The 16,200-nt window shown below is 52.5% G+C and carries 11 protein-coding genes and 1 pseudogene; 7 read left to right on the top strand and 5 right to left on the bottom strand.

The genetic code is table 11. The features are described 5' to 3' along the window. Positions 1–18: 18 nt before the first annotated feature. From gluQRS to thpR, 4 genes and pseudogenes are all read right to left on the bottom strand, one after another. Positions 19–914 (bottom strand): annotated as a pseudogene (gluQRS, locus tag EC843_RS23135) (tRNA glutamyl-Q(34) synthetase GluQRS). Positions 915–1,115: 201 nt separating this feature from the next. After that, the gene (gene dksA, locus EC843_RS23130) at positions 1,116–1,571 is read right to left on the bottom strand and encodes an RNA polymerase-binding protein DksA (protein WP_034493443.1); all 456 of its coding nucleotides are present in this window, start codon (positions 1,569–1,571) and stop codon (positions 1,116–1,118) included. 192 nt (positions 1,572–1,763) lie between these two features. Continuing rightward, complete coding sequence (sfsA, locus tag EC843_RS23120; RefSeq protein ID WP_064539827.1) at positions 1,764–2,468, bottom strand: DNA/RNA nuclease SfsA; 705 nt, start codon at positions 2,466–2,468, stop codon at positions 1,764–1,766. Continuing rightward, the gene (gene thpR / locus EC843_RS23115) at positions 2,469–3,008 is read right to left on the bottom strand and encodes an RNA 2',3'-cyclic phosphodiesterase (RefSeq protein ID WP_133523120.1); all 540 of its coding nucleotides are present in this window, start codon (positions 3,006–3,008) and stop codon (positions 2,469–2,471) included. Positions 3,009–3,099: 91 nt separating this feature from the next. Between thpR and hrpB the strand changes: the two genes are divergently transcribed. The 7 genes from hrpB (at position 3,100) to fhuB (ending at position 15,194) form a co-directional block, all read left to right on the top strand. Then, a complete protein-coding gene (hrpB, locus tag EC843_RS23110) occupies positions 3,100–5,532 on the top strand; it encodes an ATP-dependent helicase HrpB (protein WP_133523119.1) in 2,433 nt (810 codons plus the stop codon). Between the two features lie 79 nt (positions 5,533–5,611). Beyond that, on the top strand, positions 5,612–8,164 hold the full coding sequence (gene mrcB / locus EC843_RS23105; protein WP_064539821.1) for a bifunctional glycosyl transferase/transpeptidase: 2,553 nt from the start codon (positions 5,612–5,614) through the stop codon (positions 8,162–8,164). Between the two features lie 155 nt (positions 8,165–8,319). Beyond that, entirely contained in the window at positions 8,320–9,051 is a 732-nt protein-coding gene (locus tag EC843_RS23100; protein WP_133523118.1) for a hypothetical protein, read from the top strand. 245 nt (positions 9,052–9,296) lie between these two features. After that, entirely contained in the window at positions 9,297–11,468 is a 2,172-nt protein-coding gene (gene fhuA / locus EC843_RS23095; protein WP_064539817.1) for a ferrichrome porin FhuA, read from the top strand. Between the two features lie 47 nt (positions 11,469–11,515). Next, positions 11,516–12,313 (top strand): Fe3+-hydroxamate ABC transporter ATP-binding protein FhuC, encoded by a 798-nt coding sequence (gene fhuC / locus EC843_RS23090; RefSeq protein ID WP_121814284.1) that lies wholly within the window; start codon positions 11,516–11,518, stop codon positions 12,311–12,313. Then, positions 12,313–13,212, top strand: a complete 900-nt coding sequence (gene fhuD, locus EC843_RS23085; RefSeq protein WP_064539812.1) for a Fe(3+)-hydroxamate ABC transporter substrate-binding protein FhuD — start codon at positions 12,313–12,315, stop codon at positions 13,210–13,212. The genes fhuC and fhuD overlap by 1 nt, the downstream gene beginning before the upstream one ends. Further along, the gene (gene fhuB / locus EC843_RS23080) at positions 13,209–15,194 is read left to right on the top strand and encodes a Fe(3+)-hydroxamate ABC transporter permease FhuB (RefSeq protein WP_133523117.1); all 1,986 of its coding nucleotides are present in this window, start codon (positions 13,209–13,211) and stop codon (positions 15,192–15,194) included. Before fhuD ends, fhuB begins: the two co-directional genes overlap by 4 nt. Before the next feature lie 26 nt (positions 15,195–15,220). Here fhuB and EC843_RS23075 read toward each other — a convergent pair whose 3' ends face one another. Then, on the bottom strand, positions 15,221–16,147 hold the full coding sequence (locus EC843_RS23075) for a hypothetical protein (RefSeq protein WP_064539808.1): 927 nt from the start codon (positions 16,145–16,147) through the stop codon (positions 15,221–15,223). Positions 16,148–16,200: the final 53 nt, after the last annotated feature.

Here is a 16,200-nt window from a genome sequence, read left to right as displayed (position 1 = left end):
ACAGCGGCTAATCATAGCTCAGTGTGCGGCATTTGAGAATGATGTATTCACGAAGAGCCTGGCACAACAGCCGGCAGCGACCAATTTTGCACCGCCAGACAGAGTAATTCGCTCAGCTTCAAATCTTGCCAGCCAGCAATTACTGGTTGGTTCAAAAACGTCAGCGCGGCATGAATAACCGGACGCGGATCGCCCTGAGCCAGGGCTGGCGCGTGATTTTGCTTCGATAACTTGGCGCCATTTTCGTTGAGCACCAGCGGTAAATGAACGTAATCAGGTACTGTCCAGCCAAACTGTTGATACAGAGAAATTTGTCGCACCGTAGGCTCAATTAAATCTGCACCGCGGACAATTTCGCTTACGCCCTGATAATTATCGTCCACTACTACAGCAAGATTATAGGCAAATAACCCATCGCGGCGGTGAATGATAAAATCTTCGCGCGCCAGATTTTCATCGGCAATTAGCTTCCCGCGTAGCTTATCTTCAAAGCTTAATACCGGATGATGCTGTACAAATCGTAGTGCCGCATTTTCTGGCCCATGATTCAGGGTGCGGCAATGGCCATCGTAGTAACCGCCAATTTGCTGAATACGGCTGCGGGTGCAAGTGCAGTAATAACTCAAACCTTGTTGTTGCAAGAAAGAGAGCGCTTCACGATAGGCTTCGTGCCGTTGGGATTGCCACAAAACCTCACCATCCCAGTGCAAACCGTAATGTTCTAATTGTTGCAATATCGTTGTGGCAGCGCCAGGAACTTCACGAGGCGGGTCGATATCTTCAATACGCACCAGCCAAAGGCCGCGTTGCGCGCGTGCTTGTAGGTAGCTGCCTAGTGCGGCAATCAGCGAACCAAAGTGGAGTTCACCTGAAGGCGAAGGGGCAAAGCGGCCAATGTAGCGAGATGTGGTCATCAGTTTTGTGACAGGTCAGAAATGAATAAGGCGGGAGAGTCTCCCGCCTTTGAAAGTATACCCGTCATACTTCAAGTTGCAGGTGCGTTGGCTGCACCCGTTCGCCCCGGTCACATAGCTATCTATGCTCCTGGGGACTTACGGTCTGGTCGCCTTCCTGCAACGCGAATTATTTTGGGTACGTGCTGAAATTGCGGGCTGTTAGCCAGCCATTTGTTTTTCGCGAATTTCTGCCAACGTTTTACAGTCAATGCACAAATCAGCTGTCGGGCGAGCTTCGAGACGGCGGATGCCGATTTCAACGCCACAAGATTCGCAGTAGCCGAAATCTTCGTCTTCTACTTTCTTAAGAGTCTTCTCGATTTTCTTGATCAGTTTACGTTCCCTGTCACGGTTACGCAGTTCGAGGCTGAATTCTTCTTCCTGGGCTGCACGGTCTACCGGGTCCGGGAAGTTTGCTGCTTCATCCTGCATATGCGTCACCGTGCGATCAACTTCATCCATAAGTTGGCTACGCCAGGCTTCAAGAATTAGCTTGAAGTGCGACAGCTGGGCTTCGTTCATATATTCTTCGCCCGCTTTCTCCTGATATGGCTCCACCCCAGCGATGGCGAGGATACTCAGGGACGATGTTTTACGCTTTTGCCCTTCTTGCATGTTGTTTCTCCTTAACACGCACTATCGGTCCCCTGGTAGGGGGAAAATCAGGCCGCTATAAATAGCAGATGCTTTTCAGGATGGCAATTATATAAATTCCTCTCTTGACAAGCCTGTGAAGAAAAGCGTATTTACGCGAGCCACCAGCATACAAAACAGACAAACGTTAACTGCTCTTTTATTAAGTAAAAATTATAGAAGGACAGGCAACGGCGAGGTTAGAGTCAGGCCTTTGTCCGAAAGTTCGGCCTTCCAGGCAATAATTTCTACTCCACACTGTTGCGCCTCGGATAACAATTGCGCGTATTTTGCATCGATGTGGCGTGCCGGGGAGACTTGAGTAATAGCCGAATGCAACACTGTAAACAGCAGCACCGCGCGTTCGCCCTGCAAAACCACGTTCATCAATTCCCGTAAATGCTTCTGGCCACGCAGGCTTACTGCATCCGGGAAATAGCCACAACCTTGTTGTGATAACGTGACTGATTTCACTTCAATATAGCAGTTAACTTTGCAACCTGCCTGCAACATAAAATCAATACGGCTGCGTTCGGCGCCGTACTTTACTTCGCTTTTAATTGTGCTGTAACCGGTTAATTCCGAAATAATTTCTTTTTCTAACGCTTCTTTAGCCACGGCATTCGCCCGCAGGGTATTTACGCAAATAAACTCCCCGTTCTGTGTCTGCGTCATTTCCCATGTGTGAGGGTATTTGCGCGTCGGGTTATCCGAAGTGGAATACCAGACGGTGTCGCCAGGTGTGGCACAACCGGTCATTGCGCCGGTATTTGGGCAATGAAGCGTTAACTCTTCACCGGAAGGTGTGATGACATCAGCCAGAAAACGTTTGTAGCGTTTGATTAACGTGGCCTGCTGCAACGGCGGAGAAAATTCCATTCACTCTTCCTTATTACTTAATGTCCAGCGTTGTAATTCCAGGTAACGCGTTCGCCCTTGTTTAAAAACAGACTCATACAACACAAATTCTTCAACCGGATATTGCCAGCGGAAATTAGGGGGCGGAATAGAGACTGCACGCGAAGTGTTACGATAAATCGTGATATGTGGATGAAACGGCTGCGGGCTTTGGTAACAGCCGCTGCGCGCTGCCTGGGAGCGTAACATATTTGCCAGTTGAATCAGCCCCAAAGGCGTATGGCGCGGGCCAATCCACACCACATTCGAGCGCAGCCACTGCCCGGCATCATCAATGGTCAGGGTAAAACCGCGCTGGCGAATACGTCCGGCTAACTGGCTGAGTGCTTTTTGCTTTTCAGCGCTGATATCACCCAAAAAGGCCAGCGTCAGGTGTAAGTTTGCCGCAGCAACCGGGCGACCAGCATCTTCAGGAAACTGCGTGGCGCGCCACTGGATAATCTGTTTTTGTACCTCTGCAGGTAATTCGAGGACAAAGAACAGACGGCGAGTTTCAGCCATTGTGGGTCTCTCGGTAATGGTGGATTCTCGGGTATAGATTCATGTGATGCTACACTAGCGAACTTTGCATCATACCCTTTTGGAGCCGTTTGTGTCGTCATTACCGGTTGCTGCCGTGCTGCCCGATATTCTTAGCGCATTGAAAAACGCGCCGCAGGTTTTACTGAGTGCGCCGACAGGTGCCGGTAAATCGACGTGGCTGCCGTTGCAGATTTTACAGCAGGCCAATTTAGGCGGTCGAATTCTGTTGCTGGAGCCACGCCGCCTGGCGGCACGGAACGTCGCACAGCGCCTTGCAGAATTATTAGGCGAAAAACCGGGTGAAACCATCGGTTACCGAATGCGTGCCGAAACCTGCGTCGGGCCAAATACGCAACTCGAAGTGGTCACCGAGGGCATTCTGACACGCATGATCCAGCACGATCCTGAGCTGGAAGGCGTGACGCTGGTGATCCTCGATGAGTTTCACGAACGCAGCCTGCAAGCCGACCTGGCGCTGGCATTATTACTGGATGTGCAGCAAGGGCTACGCGACGATCTCAAACTGCTGATTATGTCGGCAACGCTGGATAATTCGCGCCTCCAGCAGTGTTTGCCTGACGCGCCGGTTATCAGTTCTCAAGGGCGCGCATTTCCTGTGGAACGCCGTTACAGCCCGCTTTCCACAAACCTTCGTGTTGATGAAGCGGTGGCGATTGCCGTGGCGAATTTGCTGCGTGAAGAATCTGGATCGCTGCTGCTGTTTTTACCGGGCGTGGGGGAAATCCAGCGAGTTGGGCAGCAACTGCAAGAGCGCGTGGCGAGCGACGTTCAGCTTTGCCCGTTATACGGCGCATTACCGTTGAGCGAACAGCGTAAAGCGATTTTACCGGCGGCAAACGGCATGCGCAAAGTGGTGCTGGCGACCAACATTGCCGAAACCAGTCTCACCATCGAAGGCATTCGCCTGGTAGTGGATACCGCGCAAGAACGGGTGGCGCGCTTTGATGTGCGCACTGGCTTAACGCGGCTTATCACACAGCGCATTAGCCAGGCGTCGATGATCCAACGCGCCGGGCGAGCGGGGCGTCTGGAGGCGGGGATCTGCCTGCATCTGACCAGCGCTGAACAGGCAGAACGCGCAGCTGCACAAAGCGAGCCGGAAATCCTGCAAAGCGATCTCTCCGGTTTGTTACTCGATTTGCTGCAATGGGGATGTCAGGACCCACAGCAACTGACCTGGCTTGATACGCCGCCTGCTGTCAATCTTGCTGCTGCGCGAACATTGCTACGCCAGCTTAATGCGCTGGATGAACAACACCGGCTCACGCCCATTGGCCAAAAAATGGCGAATCTCGGTAACGATCCACGCCTCGCTGCGGTGTTGGTCAACGCCAAAACGCCTGATGAACAAGCTACGGCGGCACGTATTGTCGCGATTCTGGAAGAGCCGCCACGTGGCCAGGACAGTGATTTACGAAACGCGTTTAGCCGCCGCCAGGATAACTGGCAACAACGCAGCGCTCAGTTGCTCAAACGGCTTAATAGCCGTGGTGGAGAAGTGGATTTCGCTCTTGCCGCCCCGTTACTGGCGCAAGCTTTTCCCGACCGTATTGCTCGCCGTCGTGGTCAGGATGGTCGCTACCAGTTAGCCAACGGTATGGGGGCGATGCTTAATCAGGACGATCCTTTAACGCGTTATGAATGGCTGTTAGCACCGTTGTTATTGCAGGGAAGTAACACGCCTGATGCGCGAATCTTGCAGGCTATTCCGCTGGATATTGACGCACTGACGGCGCAATGCCCGATGTTGCTGACGCAAAGCGACTCCGTGGAATGGGACGAAACGCAAGGCACTTTAAAAGCGTTTCGCCGCAGCCAGATTGGCAAGCTAATTCTGAAAGTCCAGCCGCTGGCGAAACCTTCCGAAGACGAATTGCATCAAGCGATGCTCAATGGCATTCGCGAAAAAGGGCTGTCGGTATTGAACTGGTCAGCGCATGCGCAACAGTTTCGTTTGCGCCTGGCATGTGCGGCAAAATGGTTGCCGGAACTTGCCTGGCCTGATGTTTCGGACGATGCTTTGCTGCGTGATTTAGACAGCTGGTTATTACCTGAACTGCATGGTGTACACTCGCTGCGGGCATTAAAAAACATTGATGTCACACGTGCGTTACACAATTTGCTCGACTGGAACGCACGTGCACGTCTGGATAGTGCGTTGCCAACTCATTACACTGTGCCGACTGGCAGCCAGATAGCCATTCGCTATGATGATGAAAACCCGCCAGTTCTTGCTGTTCGTATGCAGGAGATGTTTGGCGAAGCGCGGACGCCAGTAATTGCTGAAGGCCGTGTGCCACTGGTTCTGGAACTGCTCTCCCCGGCACAGCGGCCACTACAGATAACGCGTGATTTAACCGCTTTCTGGAACGGAGCCTACCGGGAAGTGCAAAAAGAGATGAAAGGACGTTATCCAAAACACGTCTGGCCGGATTCGCCAGCAGACGCGCAGCCCACGCGGCGCACTAAAAAGTACCAATAACTTTGAGAGATTTCCTCTTCCGACCAGAGCGGAAGAAAGGAGAATCAGGCGATGCGCCTTATTTTTGGTGGAGAAAGCAATGGCGGGGAATGACCGCGAACCGATTGGACGTAAAGGTAAACCTTCACGTCCTGTAAAAGAGAAAGTAAGCCGCCGTCGAGTCCGTGAAGAGGAATACGACGCGGATTACGATGATGATTATGACGACGAGGAGCCGATGCCGCCACGCAAAGGAAAAGGCAGCGGCAATGGCCGTCCGCCACGTAAAAAGCGCCGCTGGTTGTGGTTCTTAGTCAAACTGTTTGTTGTCTTTGTCGTGCTGTTCGTGATCTACGGCGTCTATCTTGACCAGAAGATCCGTGCCCGTATTGATGGCAAGGTCTGGCAACTGCCGGCAGCAGTGTATGGCCGTATGGTGAACCTTGAGCCAGACATGCCGTACAGCAAAAAAGAGATGGTCAACCTGCTGGAAGCCACGCAGTACCGTCAGGTGACGAAGATGACGCGTCCTGGCGAGTTTACGGTGCAGGGCAACAGCATCGAAATGATCCGCCGTCCGTTTGATTTCCCTGACAGTAAAGAAGGGCAGATCCGCGCACGTCTGGTGTTTGATAATGATCATTTGGAATCGATTCAGAACATGGATAGTAACCGCAGCTTCGGTTTCTTCCGTCTGGATCCACGTTTGATCACCATGTTGTCTTCACCGAACGGTGAGCAGCGTCTGTTCGTCCCACGCACCGGCTTCCCGGATTTGTTGGTTGATACGCTGATTGCTACCGAAGACCGCCATTTCTATGAACACGATGGCATCAGTTTGTACTCCATCGGTCGTGCGATGCTGGCGAACTTAACCGCGGGTCGCACCGTGCAGGGCGCAAGTACTCTGACGCAACAGTTGGTGAAAAACCTGTTCCTGTCGAGCGAGCGCTCTTACTGGCGTAAAGCGAACGAAGCGTACATGGCGCTGATCATGGACGCCCGTTACGGCAAAGATCGCATCCTTGAGCTGTATCTGAACGAGGTGTATCTCGGCCAGAGCGGCGATAACGAAATTCGCGGTTTCCCGCTGGCGAGCCTGTACTACTTTGGTCGTCCGGTTGAAGAGCTGAGCCTTGACCAGCAAGCGTTGCTGGTGGGGATGGTGAAAGGGGCGTCGATTTACAACCCGTGGCGTAACCCGAAACTGGCGCTGGAACGTCGCAACCTGGTATTGCGCTTGCTGCAAGAGCAGAAGGTGATCGACCAGGAACTTTACGACATGCTGAGCGCCCGTCCTCTGGGCGTGCAACCGCGCGGTGGCGTGATTTCGCCACAGCCTGCTTTTATGCAGATGGTGCGTAACGAGCTTCAGACTAAGCTTGGTGACAAAGTTAAAGACCTGTCTGGCGTGAAGATCTTCACCACGTTTGATTCCGTTTCCCAGGATGCGGCAGAGAAAGCGGTAAGCGAAGGGGTTCCGGTACTGCGTGCCTCTCGTAAGCTCAAAGATCTCGAAGCGGCTATGGTGATTGTTGACCGTTCGACCGGCGAAGTTCGTGCCATGGTCGGCGGGGCAGAAACGCAATTTGCCGGCTTTAACCGTGCGATGCAGGCTCGTCGTTCCATCGGTTCTCTGGCAAAACCAGCGACTTATCTGACGGCGTTAAGCCAGCCGGATTCGTACCGCCTGAATACCTGGATTACCGATGCGCCAATCGCGCTGAAACAGCCAAACGGACAAGTGTGGTCGCCGCAAAACGATGACCGTCGCTACAGTGAGAGCGGTAAGGTCATGTTAGTGGATGCGCTGACGCGTTCGATGAACGTGCCAACCGTAAATCTGGGGATGGCGTTGGGCTTGCCAGCCGTAACCGACACCTGGGTCAAACTCGGCGTGCCGCAGAACCAATTGCATCCGGTTCCGGCTATGTTGCTGGGCGCGCTGAACCTGACGCCAATCGAAGTGGCGCAGGCATTCCAGACCATCGCCAGCGGCGGTAACCGTGCAACGCTTTCTGCATTGCGTTCGGTGATTGCTGAAGACGGCACCGTGCTATATCAAAGCTTCCCGCAGGCGGAACAGGCAGTTCCTCCGCAGGCAGCCTACATGACGCTGTTTACCATGCAGCAGGTTATGGCTCGTGGTACCGGGCGTGCGTTGGGTGGCAAGTATCCGAACCTGCATCTGGCAGGGAAAACGGGTACCACCAACGATAATGTGGATACCTGGTTTGCCGGTATTGATGGCAAAGAAGTGGCGATTACCTGGGTAGGGCGTGACAACAACCAGCCAACCAAACTATATGGTGCGAGCGGGGCGATGTCGCTGTATCAACGTTATCTGGCTAACCAGACGCCAATTCCGCTGGTGCTGAACCCACCGGAAGACATTGTTGATATGGGTGTTGATAGCGCGGGTTACTTCCAGTGTGGTGGCGGTGGGGATCGCGTCCTTCCTGTCTGGACGACCAATCCGGATGGATTGTGCCAGCAAAGCCAGCAGGCCGAGCAGACCAATAATCCATTTAATCAGTCGCAGCAGCAGCAGCCTCAACAGCAGCCGCAGCAACAGCAGCAACAACCTCAGCAGCAGCCTGAATCCAGTGATGGTGTTGCCGGTTGGATTAAGGATATGTTCGGCGGGAATTAATTGCTGAACGTCCTTGTGTGCCACCTTTTAGAATAATAATCTAACGGGTGGCATATATTTTTCTTAATTATTTATTTCCTGTCTGCCTCTTGTGAAGAATGCTCTAATGTTTTGTTGAATGCTTAAAATTTCACAGTACAAGACAGGAAAGTCAGATGGACAGCAAAACATTTCAAAAAATAGTATTACCACATCTCACCGAAGCCATGCTTTTTACCCGTTCCAGGTTATCTCTAAAATCATCTAATAAGTTTTATCCAGATAAAAATATGATTGAAAAGTGGATGTTGACGAATCCGCAAAAATATCGGCTGCATACCCTTGGCGGGGACAAGATGCGCAGCGCGGCGGTTTCTGCACAGCGCAAACTCAAGCTATCTTCCAGGCAACTGTACCAAAAAGTTGAAAATGATTACCGCAATGGAGTGCAGAACGCAGGCAATTGTGGGGAAAATGCCCGAATCGCTTTTTGCTATCTCACCGATCGTATTAGCAAGCTTGAACGGAAGGTCGGGTGCCCAATCCTTATATTACAAATTTTCCTTCAACATCCCGTGGATCACTGTCTGGTATTAGTCGGCACACTACCTCGTCGCGGCAGTCGGAAATTAATTGAGAACACATTAATATGTGATCCATGGGCGAAAATCGTTTGCCCAATAGCGCATTACTCCCTCGAATGGAAAATGAAAATGAATAAATGGTCCAATCGTGGGCTTATGGGGAAATGTGTCGAAGGTACGTTTGACCCTTTTTACGATAAATGTTCTCGCGAGAGTATTCGCGTGGGTAAATTTATTATTTTTGAGCAAACCGCTGCTGGGAAAACACTCGCTTCAAAAAATAAACAGCATTATTCATTGATAGACAGAAGCGCGATTTCCTGAACCACTCGCATTAGCCATTCGGTCACGTTGCTGACAGCGTGATCGGGATGTGTCATTCCTGCCTGGTTTTCTCTGTTTGTGAGTCCTTTTTCACTCCTTGCACTTTGTATGGTTATTTTTTATCCCCCTGGTCCCCCAGGGGGTGTGATCCGCTTGCCATGCACTTTCCGTTTCGTCTATTATTCTGCGGCATAATAATAATTCTCGTTTTCGTTATCATTCGTTACTTCATCAGAGATAATACAATGGCGCGCTTAAGAACTGGACAACCAGTCAATACCTCAATTCGCAAACTTGCATTCTTTGTTGCTGCCGCTGTAAGCGGTGTCAGTGCATCAAGTTTTGCAGCAGACAACACAACAGCTAAAGAAGATACCATCACCGTTTCCGCCAGTGTTGCTGACGAAAGCGCGTGGGGCCCGTCTCCAACGATTGCCGCTAAACGCACGGCAACCGCGACCAAAACTGATACGCCAATTGAAAAGACTCCACAGTCTATTTCGATTGTGACTCGTGAAGAGATGGATACTCACCAGCCAGCTTCCGTGAAAGAAGCGTTGGGCTACACGCCAGGTATCACCGTTTCTACCCGTGGTGCATCCGACACCTATGACGCGGTGAAAATTCGTGGTTTCGGTTCGGTTAACCAGAACAACTATTTAGATGGCCTGAAACTTCAGGGCGACTTCTATAACGAAGTGATCATCGACCCGTACATGCTTGAGCGCGTGGAATTAATGCGTGGCCCAACTTCCGTGCTGTACGGAAAAAGCAGTCCAGGCGGTATTATCACTATGGTAAGCAAGCGTCCAACCACTGAACCGCTGAAAGAAGTTCAGTTCAAGATGGGCACTGACAATCTGTGGCAAACCGGTTTCGACTTCAGTGATTCACTGGATGATGCAGGCGTTTATTCTTATCGTCTGACTGGTGTGGCGCGTTCTAACGACGACCAGCAACAATTCTCCAAACAGAAACGTTATGCGATTGCTCCGTCATTCACCTGGCGTCCTGACGATAAAACTAATTTCACTTTCTTAGCGAACCTGCAAGACACTCCAGAGACGGGTTATTACGGTTGGTTGCCGAAAGAAGGTACCGTTGAGCCGTTGCCAGATGGTTCTTATCTGCCGACTGATTTCAACGAAGGTGTTCCAAATAACACCTACTCGTTGTCCCATAAAATGGTCGGTTATACCTTTGACCATGAGTTCAACGACACTTTCACCGTGCGTCAGAACCTGCGTTATGTTGAGTCTAAAACCAATCAGAAAAGCGTTTACGGCACTGGCGTAGACTCTTCAGGTTATATGCTGACTCGCGGCACTGTTGTGGATAACGAAAAGCTGCACAACTTTGCTGTTGATACTCAAGTGCAAAGTAATTTTGCGACCGGTGACGTGGCACACACCTTGCTGACTGGTGTTGATTTCCAGCAGATGCGTAACGATGTGAACGCAACCTTCGGCAGCGCTCCGCCACTGGATTTGTATAACCCAGTGTACGAAAACTACGATTTTGGCGATGCAGACCCGTATCAGCAAAACAAACAGAAACAGACCGGCATCTACATTCAGGATCAAGCTGAGTGGAACAAGTTTGTTCTGACCGTCGGTGGCCGTTATGACTGGCTGAAACAGTCAACTCTCGCTTACCAGGCGAATAACTACACCGAGCGTGACGATAGCGAATTCACTGGCCGTGCGGGTCTGAACTACCTGTTCGATAACGGTGTGTCGCCGTACATCAGCTACAGCGAATCTTTCGAGCCAAACTCAGGTGCAGATTTCTACGGCAACACCTTCAAACCGTCTAAAGGCCGTCAGTACGAAGCGGGCGTGAAGTATGTGCCGAAGGATATGGCGGTGGTGATTACTGGTGCGATTTATCAGCTGACTAAGTCTGATAATCTGATGTCTGACCCAGACACTTCCCACGGTTTCTCCTCCATTCAGGGTGGTGAAATTCGTTCTCGCGGCGTAGAGCTCGAAGCGAAAGCGGCGGTGAATGCCAACATCAACGTGACGGCTTCTTACACCTACACCGATGCGGAATACACCACTGACACCAACTACAAAGGCAACACGCCTGAGCAGGTGCCAGAGCACATGGCTTCACTGTGGGGTGATTATACCTTCAATGAAGGCTCGCTGACCGGTCTGACTATCGGTACCGGTGGTCGCTTCATCGGCTCCAGCTACGGCGACCCGGCTAACAGCTTCAAAGTGGGTAGTGCTGCGGTTCTGGATGCGGTGGTTAAATATGACCTCGGCCGTTTCGGTATGAATGGTTCAAGCGTGGCGGTGAATGTGAACAACCTGCTTGATCGTGAATACGTTGCCAGCTGCTTCGCCACTTATGGCTGCTTCTGGGGCGCTGAGCGCCAGGTTGTTGCGACTGCTACATTCCGCTTCTAAGTGTATTCGGGCACGGTTCGCCGTGCCCATCAACAAAGTTGGCTACCATGCAGGACAAACACCTTCATCCCGATACCACGTTTAGCCTCTCAGACGTTACCTTTCGCGTACCCGGTCGCACGCTTCTTCACCCTCTCTCGATAACCTTTCCCGTTGGCAAAGTCACCGGCCTGATTGGGCACAATGGCTCGGGGAAATCGACATTGCTGAAAATGCTTGGCCGTCATCAAAAGCCTTCTGATGGGGAAGTTCAGCTCAACAATCAACCGTTAGATAGCTGGAGCAGCAAGGAATTTGCGCGCAAAGTCGCGTATTTACCGCAGCAACTTCCGGCGGCAGAAGGGATGACGGTGCGTGAGTTGGTGGCGATTGGTCGTTATCCGTGGCATGGCGCGCTGGGGCGTTTCGGCGCGGCAGACCGTGAATTGGTTGAAGAGGCAATTACGCTGGTGGGGTTGAAACCTTTTGCGCATCGTCTGGTGGATAGTCTTTCTGGTGGCGAGCGCCAACGGGCGTGGATTGCTATGTTAGTGGCGCAGGACAGCCGCTGTTTGCTGCTTGATGAACCCACGTCGGCACTGGACATTGCCCATCAGGTTGACGTGCTGGCGCTTATCCATCGTCTGAGCCAGGAACGCGGTCTGACGGTGATTGCTGTGCTGCATGATATCAATATGGCCGCTCGCTATTGCGACCACCTGGTGGCACTGCGCGGTGGTGAAATGATTGCCCAGGGTAGCCCGGCTGACCTGATGCAAAGCGCAACGCTGGAGAAGATTTACGGAATTCCAATGGGCATTCTGCCTCATCCTGCGGGTGCCGCTCCGGTGAGCTTTGTTTACTGATGCCTGAACTAATCAATCCTTTGTTGAGTCGTCGTCAGTTGCTCACTGCTCTGGCACTCTCGCCGCTATTGCTCAAAATGGGTAATGCACAGGCGGCAACCATTGACCCTCAGCGTATTGTGGCGCTGGAGTGGTTGCCCGTCGAACTGATGCTGGCGCTGGGAATCAAGCCTTACGCCATGGCGGACATTAAAAATTACCAGGCGTGGGTCGGCGAACCGAAATTGCCGGATGGCATTATTGAAGTCGGCCTGCGCACTGAACCCAATCTTGAACTCCTGACACAGCTGAAACCTTCACTGATTCTCTATTCTGCAGGCTATGGCCCACAGCCTGAAAAAATGGCGCGTATCGCTCCGGGATTAGGTTTTAGCTTTAACGACGGTTCCGGAAAACCGCTGACCGTAGCGCGCCAGTCGCTGATTGAACTGGGCGAGAAACTGGGCATGCAGCAAGCGGCTCGTGACCACTTGCAGAAATTCGACCAATTTATTGAGCAGATGAAACCGCGCTTTGCCGCACGTGGTGAAAAACCTGTGTTGCTGATGACGTTATTAGATTCCCGCCATGCGCTGGTGATCGGCAAAAACAGCCTGTTCCAGCAAGTGATGGACTTACTCGGTGTGAAAAATGCCTGGTCTGGGGAAACCAATTTCTGGGGCAGCGCGGTGGTGGGGCTTGAACGTCTCGCTGAAGTCAAAGACGCCGACGTTATCTGCTTTGATCACAATAACGACGCTGAAATGGAGCGTGTGATGGCGACACCATTATGGAAGGCGATGCCTTTTGTGCGCCAGCAGCGTTTCCAGCGAGTCCCGCCAGTCTGGCTTTACGGGGCGACACTCTCTGCGATGAGTTTCACCAACACGCTGGCTAAAGCGATAGGGAGCGACGCGTGAAACATCGTTATGCCTTGTTCCCGGCGATACTGTTATCGCTGCTGTTTGTGGTTGCCTGCGCGCTAACACTACACAACCTCAACGCACAACTGCCTGCTGCCCAGTGGAGTGCGGCCTGGTGGCAGCCCAACATTGATAACATCAACCAGATGTTATTCCACTACAGCTCGCTTCCACGCCTTGCTATCTCGCTGTTAGTGGGCGCGGGGCTGGGGTTAGTGGGCGTGCTTTTCCAGCAAGTGCTGCGAAATCCACTTGCCGAACCGACCACCCTGGGCGTGGCCAGTGGTGCACAGTTAGGTGTCACCGTTGCTACGTTGTGGGCGTTGCCGGGTGGGTTTGTTACCCAACAGTTCGCGGCATTAGTCGGGGCAGGCGTTGTTGGTTTGCTGGTGTTTGGTGTCGCCTGGGGCAAGCGGTTATCGCCGGTCACGCTGATCCTCGCCGGTCTGGTGCTGAGCCTGTACTGCGGCGCGGTAAATCAGCTATTAGCGATTTTCCATCACGACCAATTGCAGAACATGTTCCTGTGGAGCACCGGTTCGCTGAACCAGCAAGACTGGGACATCGTCAACGGCCTGTGGCCGCGCCTGGTGGGTGGTTTATTGCTGACATTGCTGTTGTTGCGCCCGCTAACCCTGATGGGGCTTGACGATGGTGTGGCGCGAAATCTTGGTCTGGCACTTTCGATGGTGCGCCTCGCCACACTAGTGCTGGCGATTGCCATCAGTGCGCTGCTGGTGAATGCGGTTGGGATTATTGGGTTTATCGGCCTGTTCGCGCCGTTGCTGGCGAAGATGCTCGGCGCGCGTCGCCTGGTGGCGCGTTTGTTCCTCGCTCCGCTTATTGGTGCGTTGATCTTGTGGTTGTCGGATCAGTCGGTTATCTGGCTGACGAGCGTGTGGCGTGAAATTTCGACCGGTACCGTGACCGCGCTGATTGGTGCACCGTTGCTGCTGTGGTTGCTGCCGCGCCTGCGTACCGTCGGCACGCCTGCGATGAATCAGGGCGACAACGTTCCGGCTGAACGCCAGCATTTGGGCTGGTGGGCGTTAATCGGCAGCGGGGTGTTAGCGCTGGTGATTGTCACTGCGCTGACGCTGGGGCGTGACGTACATGGCTGGAACTGGGTGAGCGGTTCATTATTCCATGATTTGTTGCAGTGGCGTTGGCCGCGAGTATTAGCCGCGTTGACGGCGGGTATGATGTTGGCGGTTGCCGGTAGCGTTATTCAGCGCCTGACGGGCAATGCGATGGCCAGCCCGGAAGTGTTAGGGATAAGCTCAGGTGCCGCATTTGGCGTAGTGGTGATGCTGTTTATCGTGCCAGGCAATGCTTTCGGTTGGTTATTCCCTGCGGGGAGCCTGGGAGCGGCGGTCACATTACTGGTGATTATGGTCACTGCCAGCCGTGGCGGTTTTTCCCCGCAACGCATGTTGCTGGCCGGGATGGCGCTGAGCACCGCATTTACCATGTTGCTGATGTTACTGATGGCGAGTGGTGACCCGCGCATGGCTGGCATTCTCACCTGGATTTCTGGTTCAACCTATAACGTGACCGGCGATCAGGCGGTCAGAACGTTAATCCTGATGGTGATTTTGTTTGCCCTGACGCCGCTGTGCCGCCGTTGGTTGATGATTCTGCCGCTAGGTGGGGCAACCGCGCGTGCCATTGGTATGGCGTTGACACCATCACGCTTTGCGCTGTTATTACTAGCCGCCACGTTGACGGCAGCAGCAACCATGACCGTCGGCCCGCTGAGTTTTGTTGGCTTAATGGCACCGCATATCGCGCGCATGCTGGGATTCCGCCGTGCGATGCCGCAACTGATCATGTCGGCGTTGTTAGGTGGTATGTTGATGGTGGCAGCGGATTGGTGTGGAAGGATGATTCTGTTCCCCGATCAGGTTCCGGCGGGGTTGTTGGCGACCTTTATCGGCGCGCCTTATTTCGTTTATTTGCTGCGTAAGCAGAGCCGTTGATAGGGTCTATAACGGCCCTGTCTGTATCAGCGATTGACGGACCTTGCGATACGCGTGTAGGTATGACGAACACCGCGGATAGCGATGCTGTAGGTGCGAATATTTTCGGGTATGGCTATCCCGGTGTAACCGGTATCTCCAATGTGGTGTAAGTCCGTTCCGGCCATTTTACTCATCAGTGCAATTTGACGTACCGTTTCAGCGTCCGCACCTTCTTGCGAGGTACCAATTGCGGTCATGGTCATCGCGCCCATTTGATGTGCCAGATCGATAAGCTTTTGCGCATACTCGAGCGTTATTCCTGGTACAGTTCCGGGGGCGGGCAACAAAATAATATCGGCACCTTTTTGGATGAATTTCTCTACATCGTCTGGCGTTATCAGCTTTTGAGAGCCAGAGGGTAAGATCCCCGCAGAGTGCATTTTCCCTGCTATCAGCACCATATCCTCACCTAATTCAGCACGTATTTCCTGCAAACTTTCAGCGATCGCTTCATTGCTGATGCCGTTGCCTGGGTTTCCCGTCAGCACAATAAATCCGACGCCCATTTCATGGAGCCGGCGTGCATTAGCAGCGGTAGCAAAACGCCCCTGACGCATCATCCAAAGCTCTTCGTGTGTTGCAGAAAAACCTTTATCTACTGCTTCCAGATTAACGCCAATTATCCGCCCGGTTAGATGCTGCAATTTGCGGATGACATCCTCGGGCGGGGTATCGGCAGGCATTCCTGCAATTTTTGGATTTTCAATATCGAACAGGTTGAGCAATAAAAGATCTGCCCCTTGGCTGGCAGCGAGTTCAGCATTGGTGACCGAGGTCAGTAACGGCGCGACGGTGACAATGGTTTCACTCACCAGAATACGGCCTTCGCAGGCTCTGAGAGAAAACAGTAAATCGGTACGGGAAAGATCCATCAAATCTGAGGCATTACAATCCAGATATCTTTTATACATTTTAATTTCCTTCCAAAAGTTGAATTTTTATGACGACCTGGTTCTTATAATGA

It is taken from the genome of Buttiauxella sp. JUb87 (assembly GCF_004361975.1).
GTDB lineage: Bacteria > Pseudomonadota > Gammaproteobacteria > Enterobacterales > Enterobacteriaceae > Buttiauxella > Buttiauxella ferragutiae.
The sequence above is the reverse complement of the archived record's forward strand: the minus strand, read 5'-3'. Positions and strand labels throughout refer to the sequence as shown.

What these genes read in the sequence shown, in the direction of transcription:
- dksA (WP_034493443.1), bottom strand. Translation starts at nt 1,571, where the DNA reads ATGCAAGAAGGGCAAAAGCGTAAAACATCGTCCCTGAGTATCCTCGCC.
- sfsA (WP_064539827.1), bottom strand. Translation starts at nt 2,468, where the DNA reads ATGGAATTTTCTCCGCCGTTGCAGCAGGCCACGTTAATCAAACGCTAC.
- thpR (WP_133523120.1), bottom strand. Translation starts at nt 3,008, where the DNA reads ATGGCTGAAACTCGCCGTCTGTTCTTTGTCCTCGAATTACCTGCAGAG.
- mrcB (WP_064539821.1), top strand. Translation starts at nt 5,612, where the DNA reads ATGGCGGGGAATGACCGCGAACCGATTGGACGTAAAGGTAAACCTTCA.
- EC843_RS23100 (WP_133523118.1), top strand. Translation starts at nt 8,320, where the DNA reads ATGGACAGCAAAACATTTCAAAAAATAGTATTACCACATCTCACCGAA.
- fhuA (WP_064539817.1), top strand. Translation starts at nt 9,297, where the DNA reads ATGGCGCGCTTAAGAACTGGACAACCAGTCAATACCTCAATTCGCAAA.
- fhuC (WP_121814284.1), top strand. Translation starts at nt 11,516, where the DNA reads ATGCAGGACAAACACCTTCATCCCGATACCACGTTTAGCCTCTCAGAC.
- fhuD (WP_064539812.1), top strand. Translation starts at nt 12,313, where the DNA reads ATGCCTGAACTAATCAATCCTTTGTTGAGTCGTCGTCAGTTGCTCACT.
- EC843_RS23075 (WP_064539808.1), bottom strand. Translation starts at nt 16,147, where the DNA reads ATGTATAAAAGATATCTGGATTGTAATGCCTCAGATTTGATGGATCTT.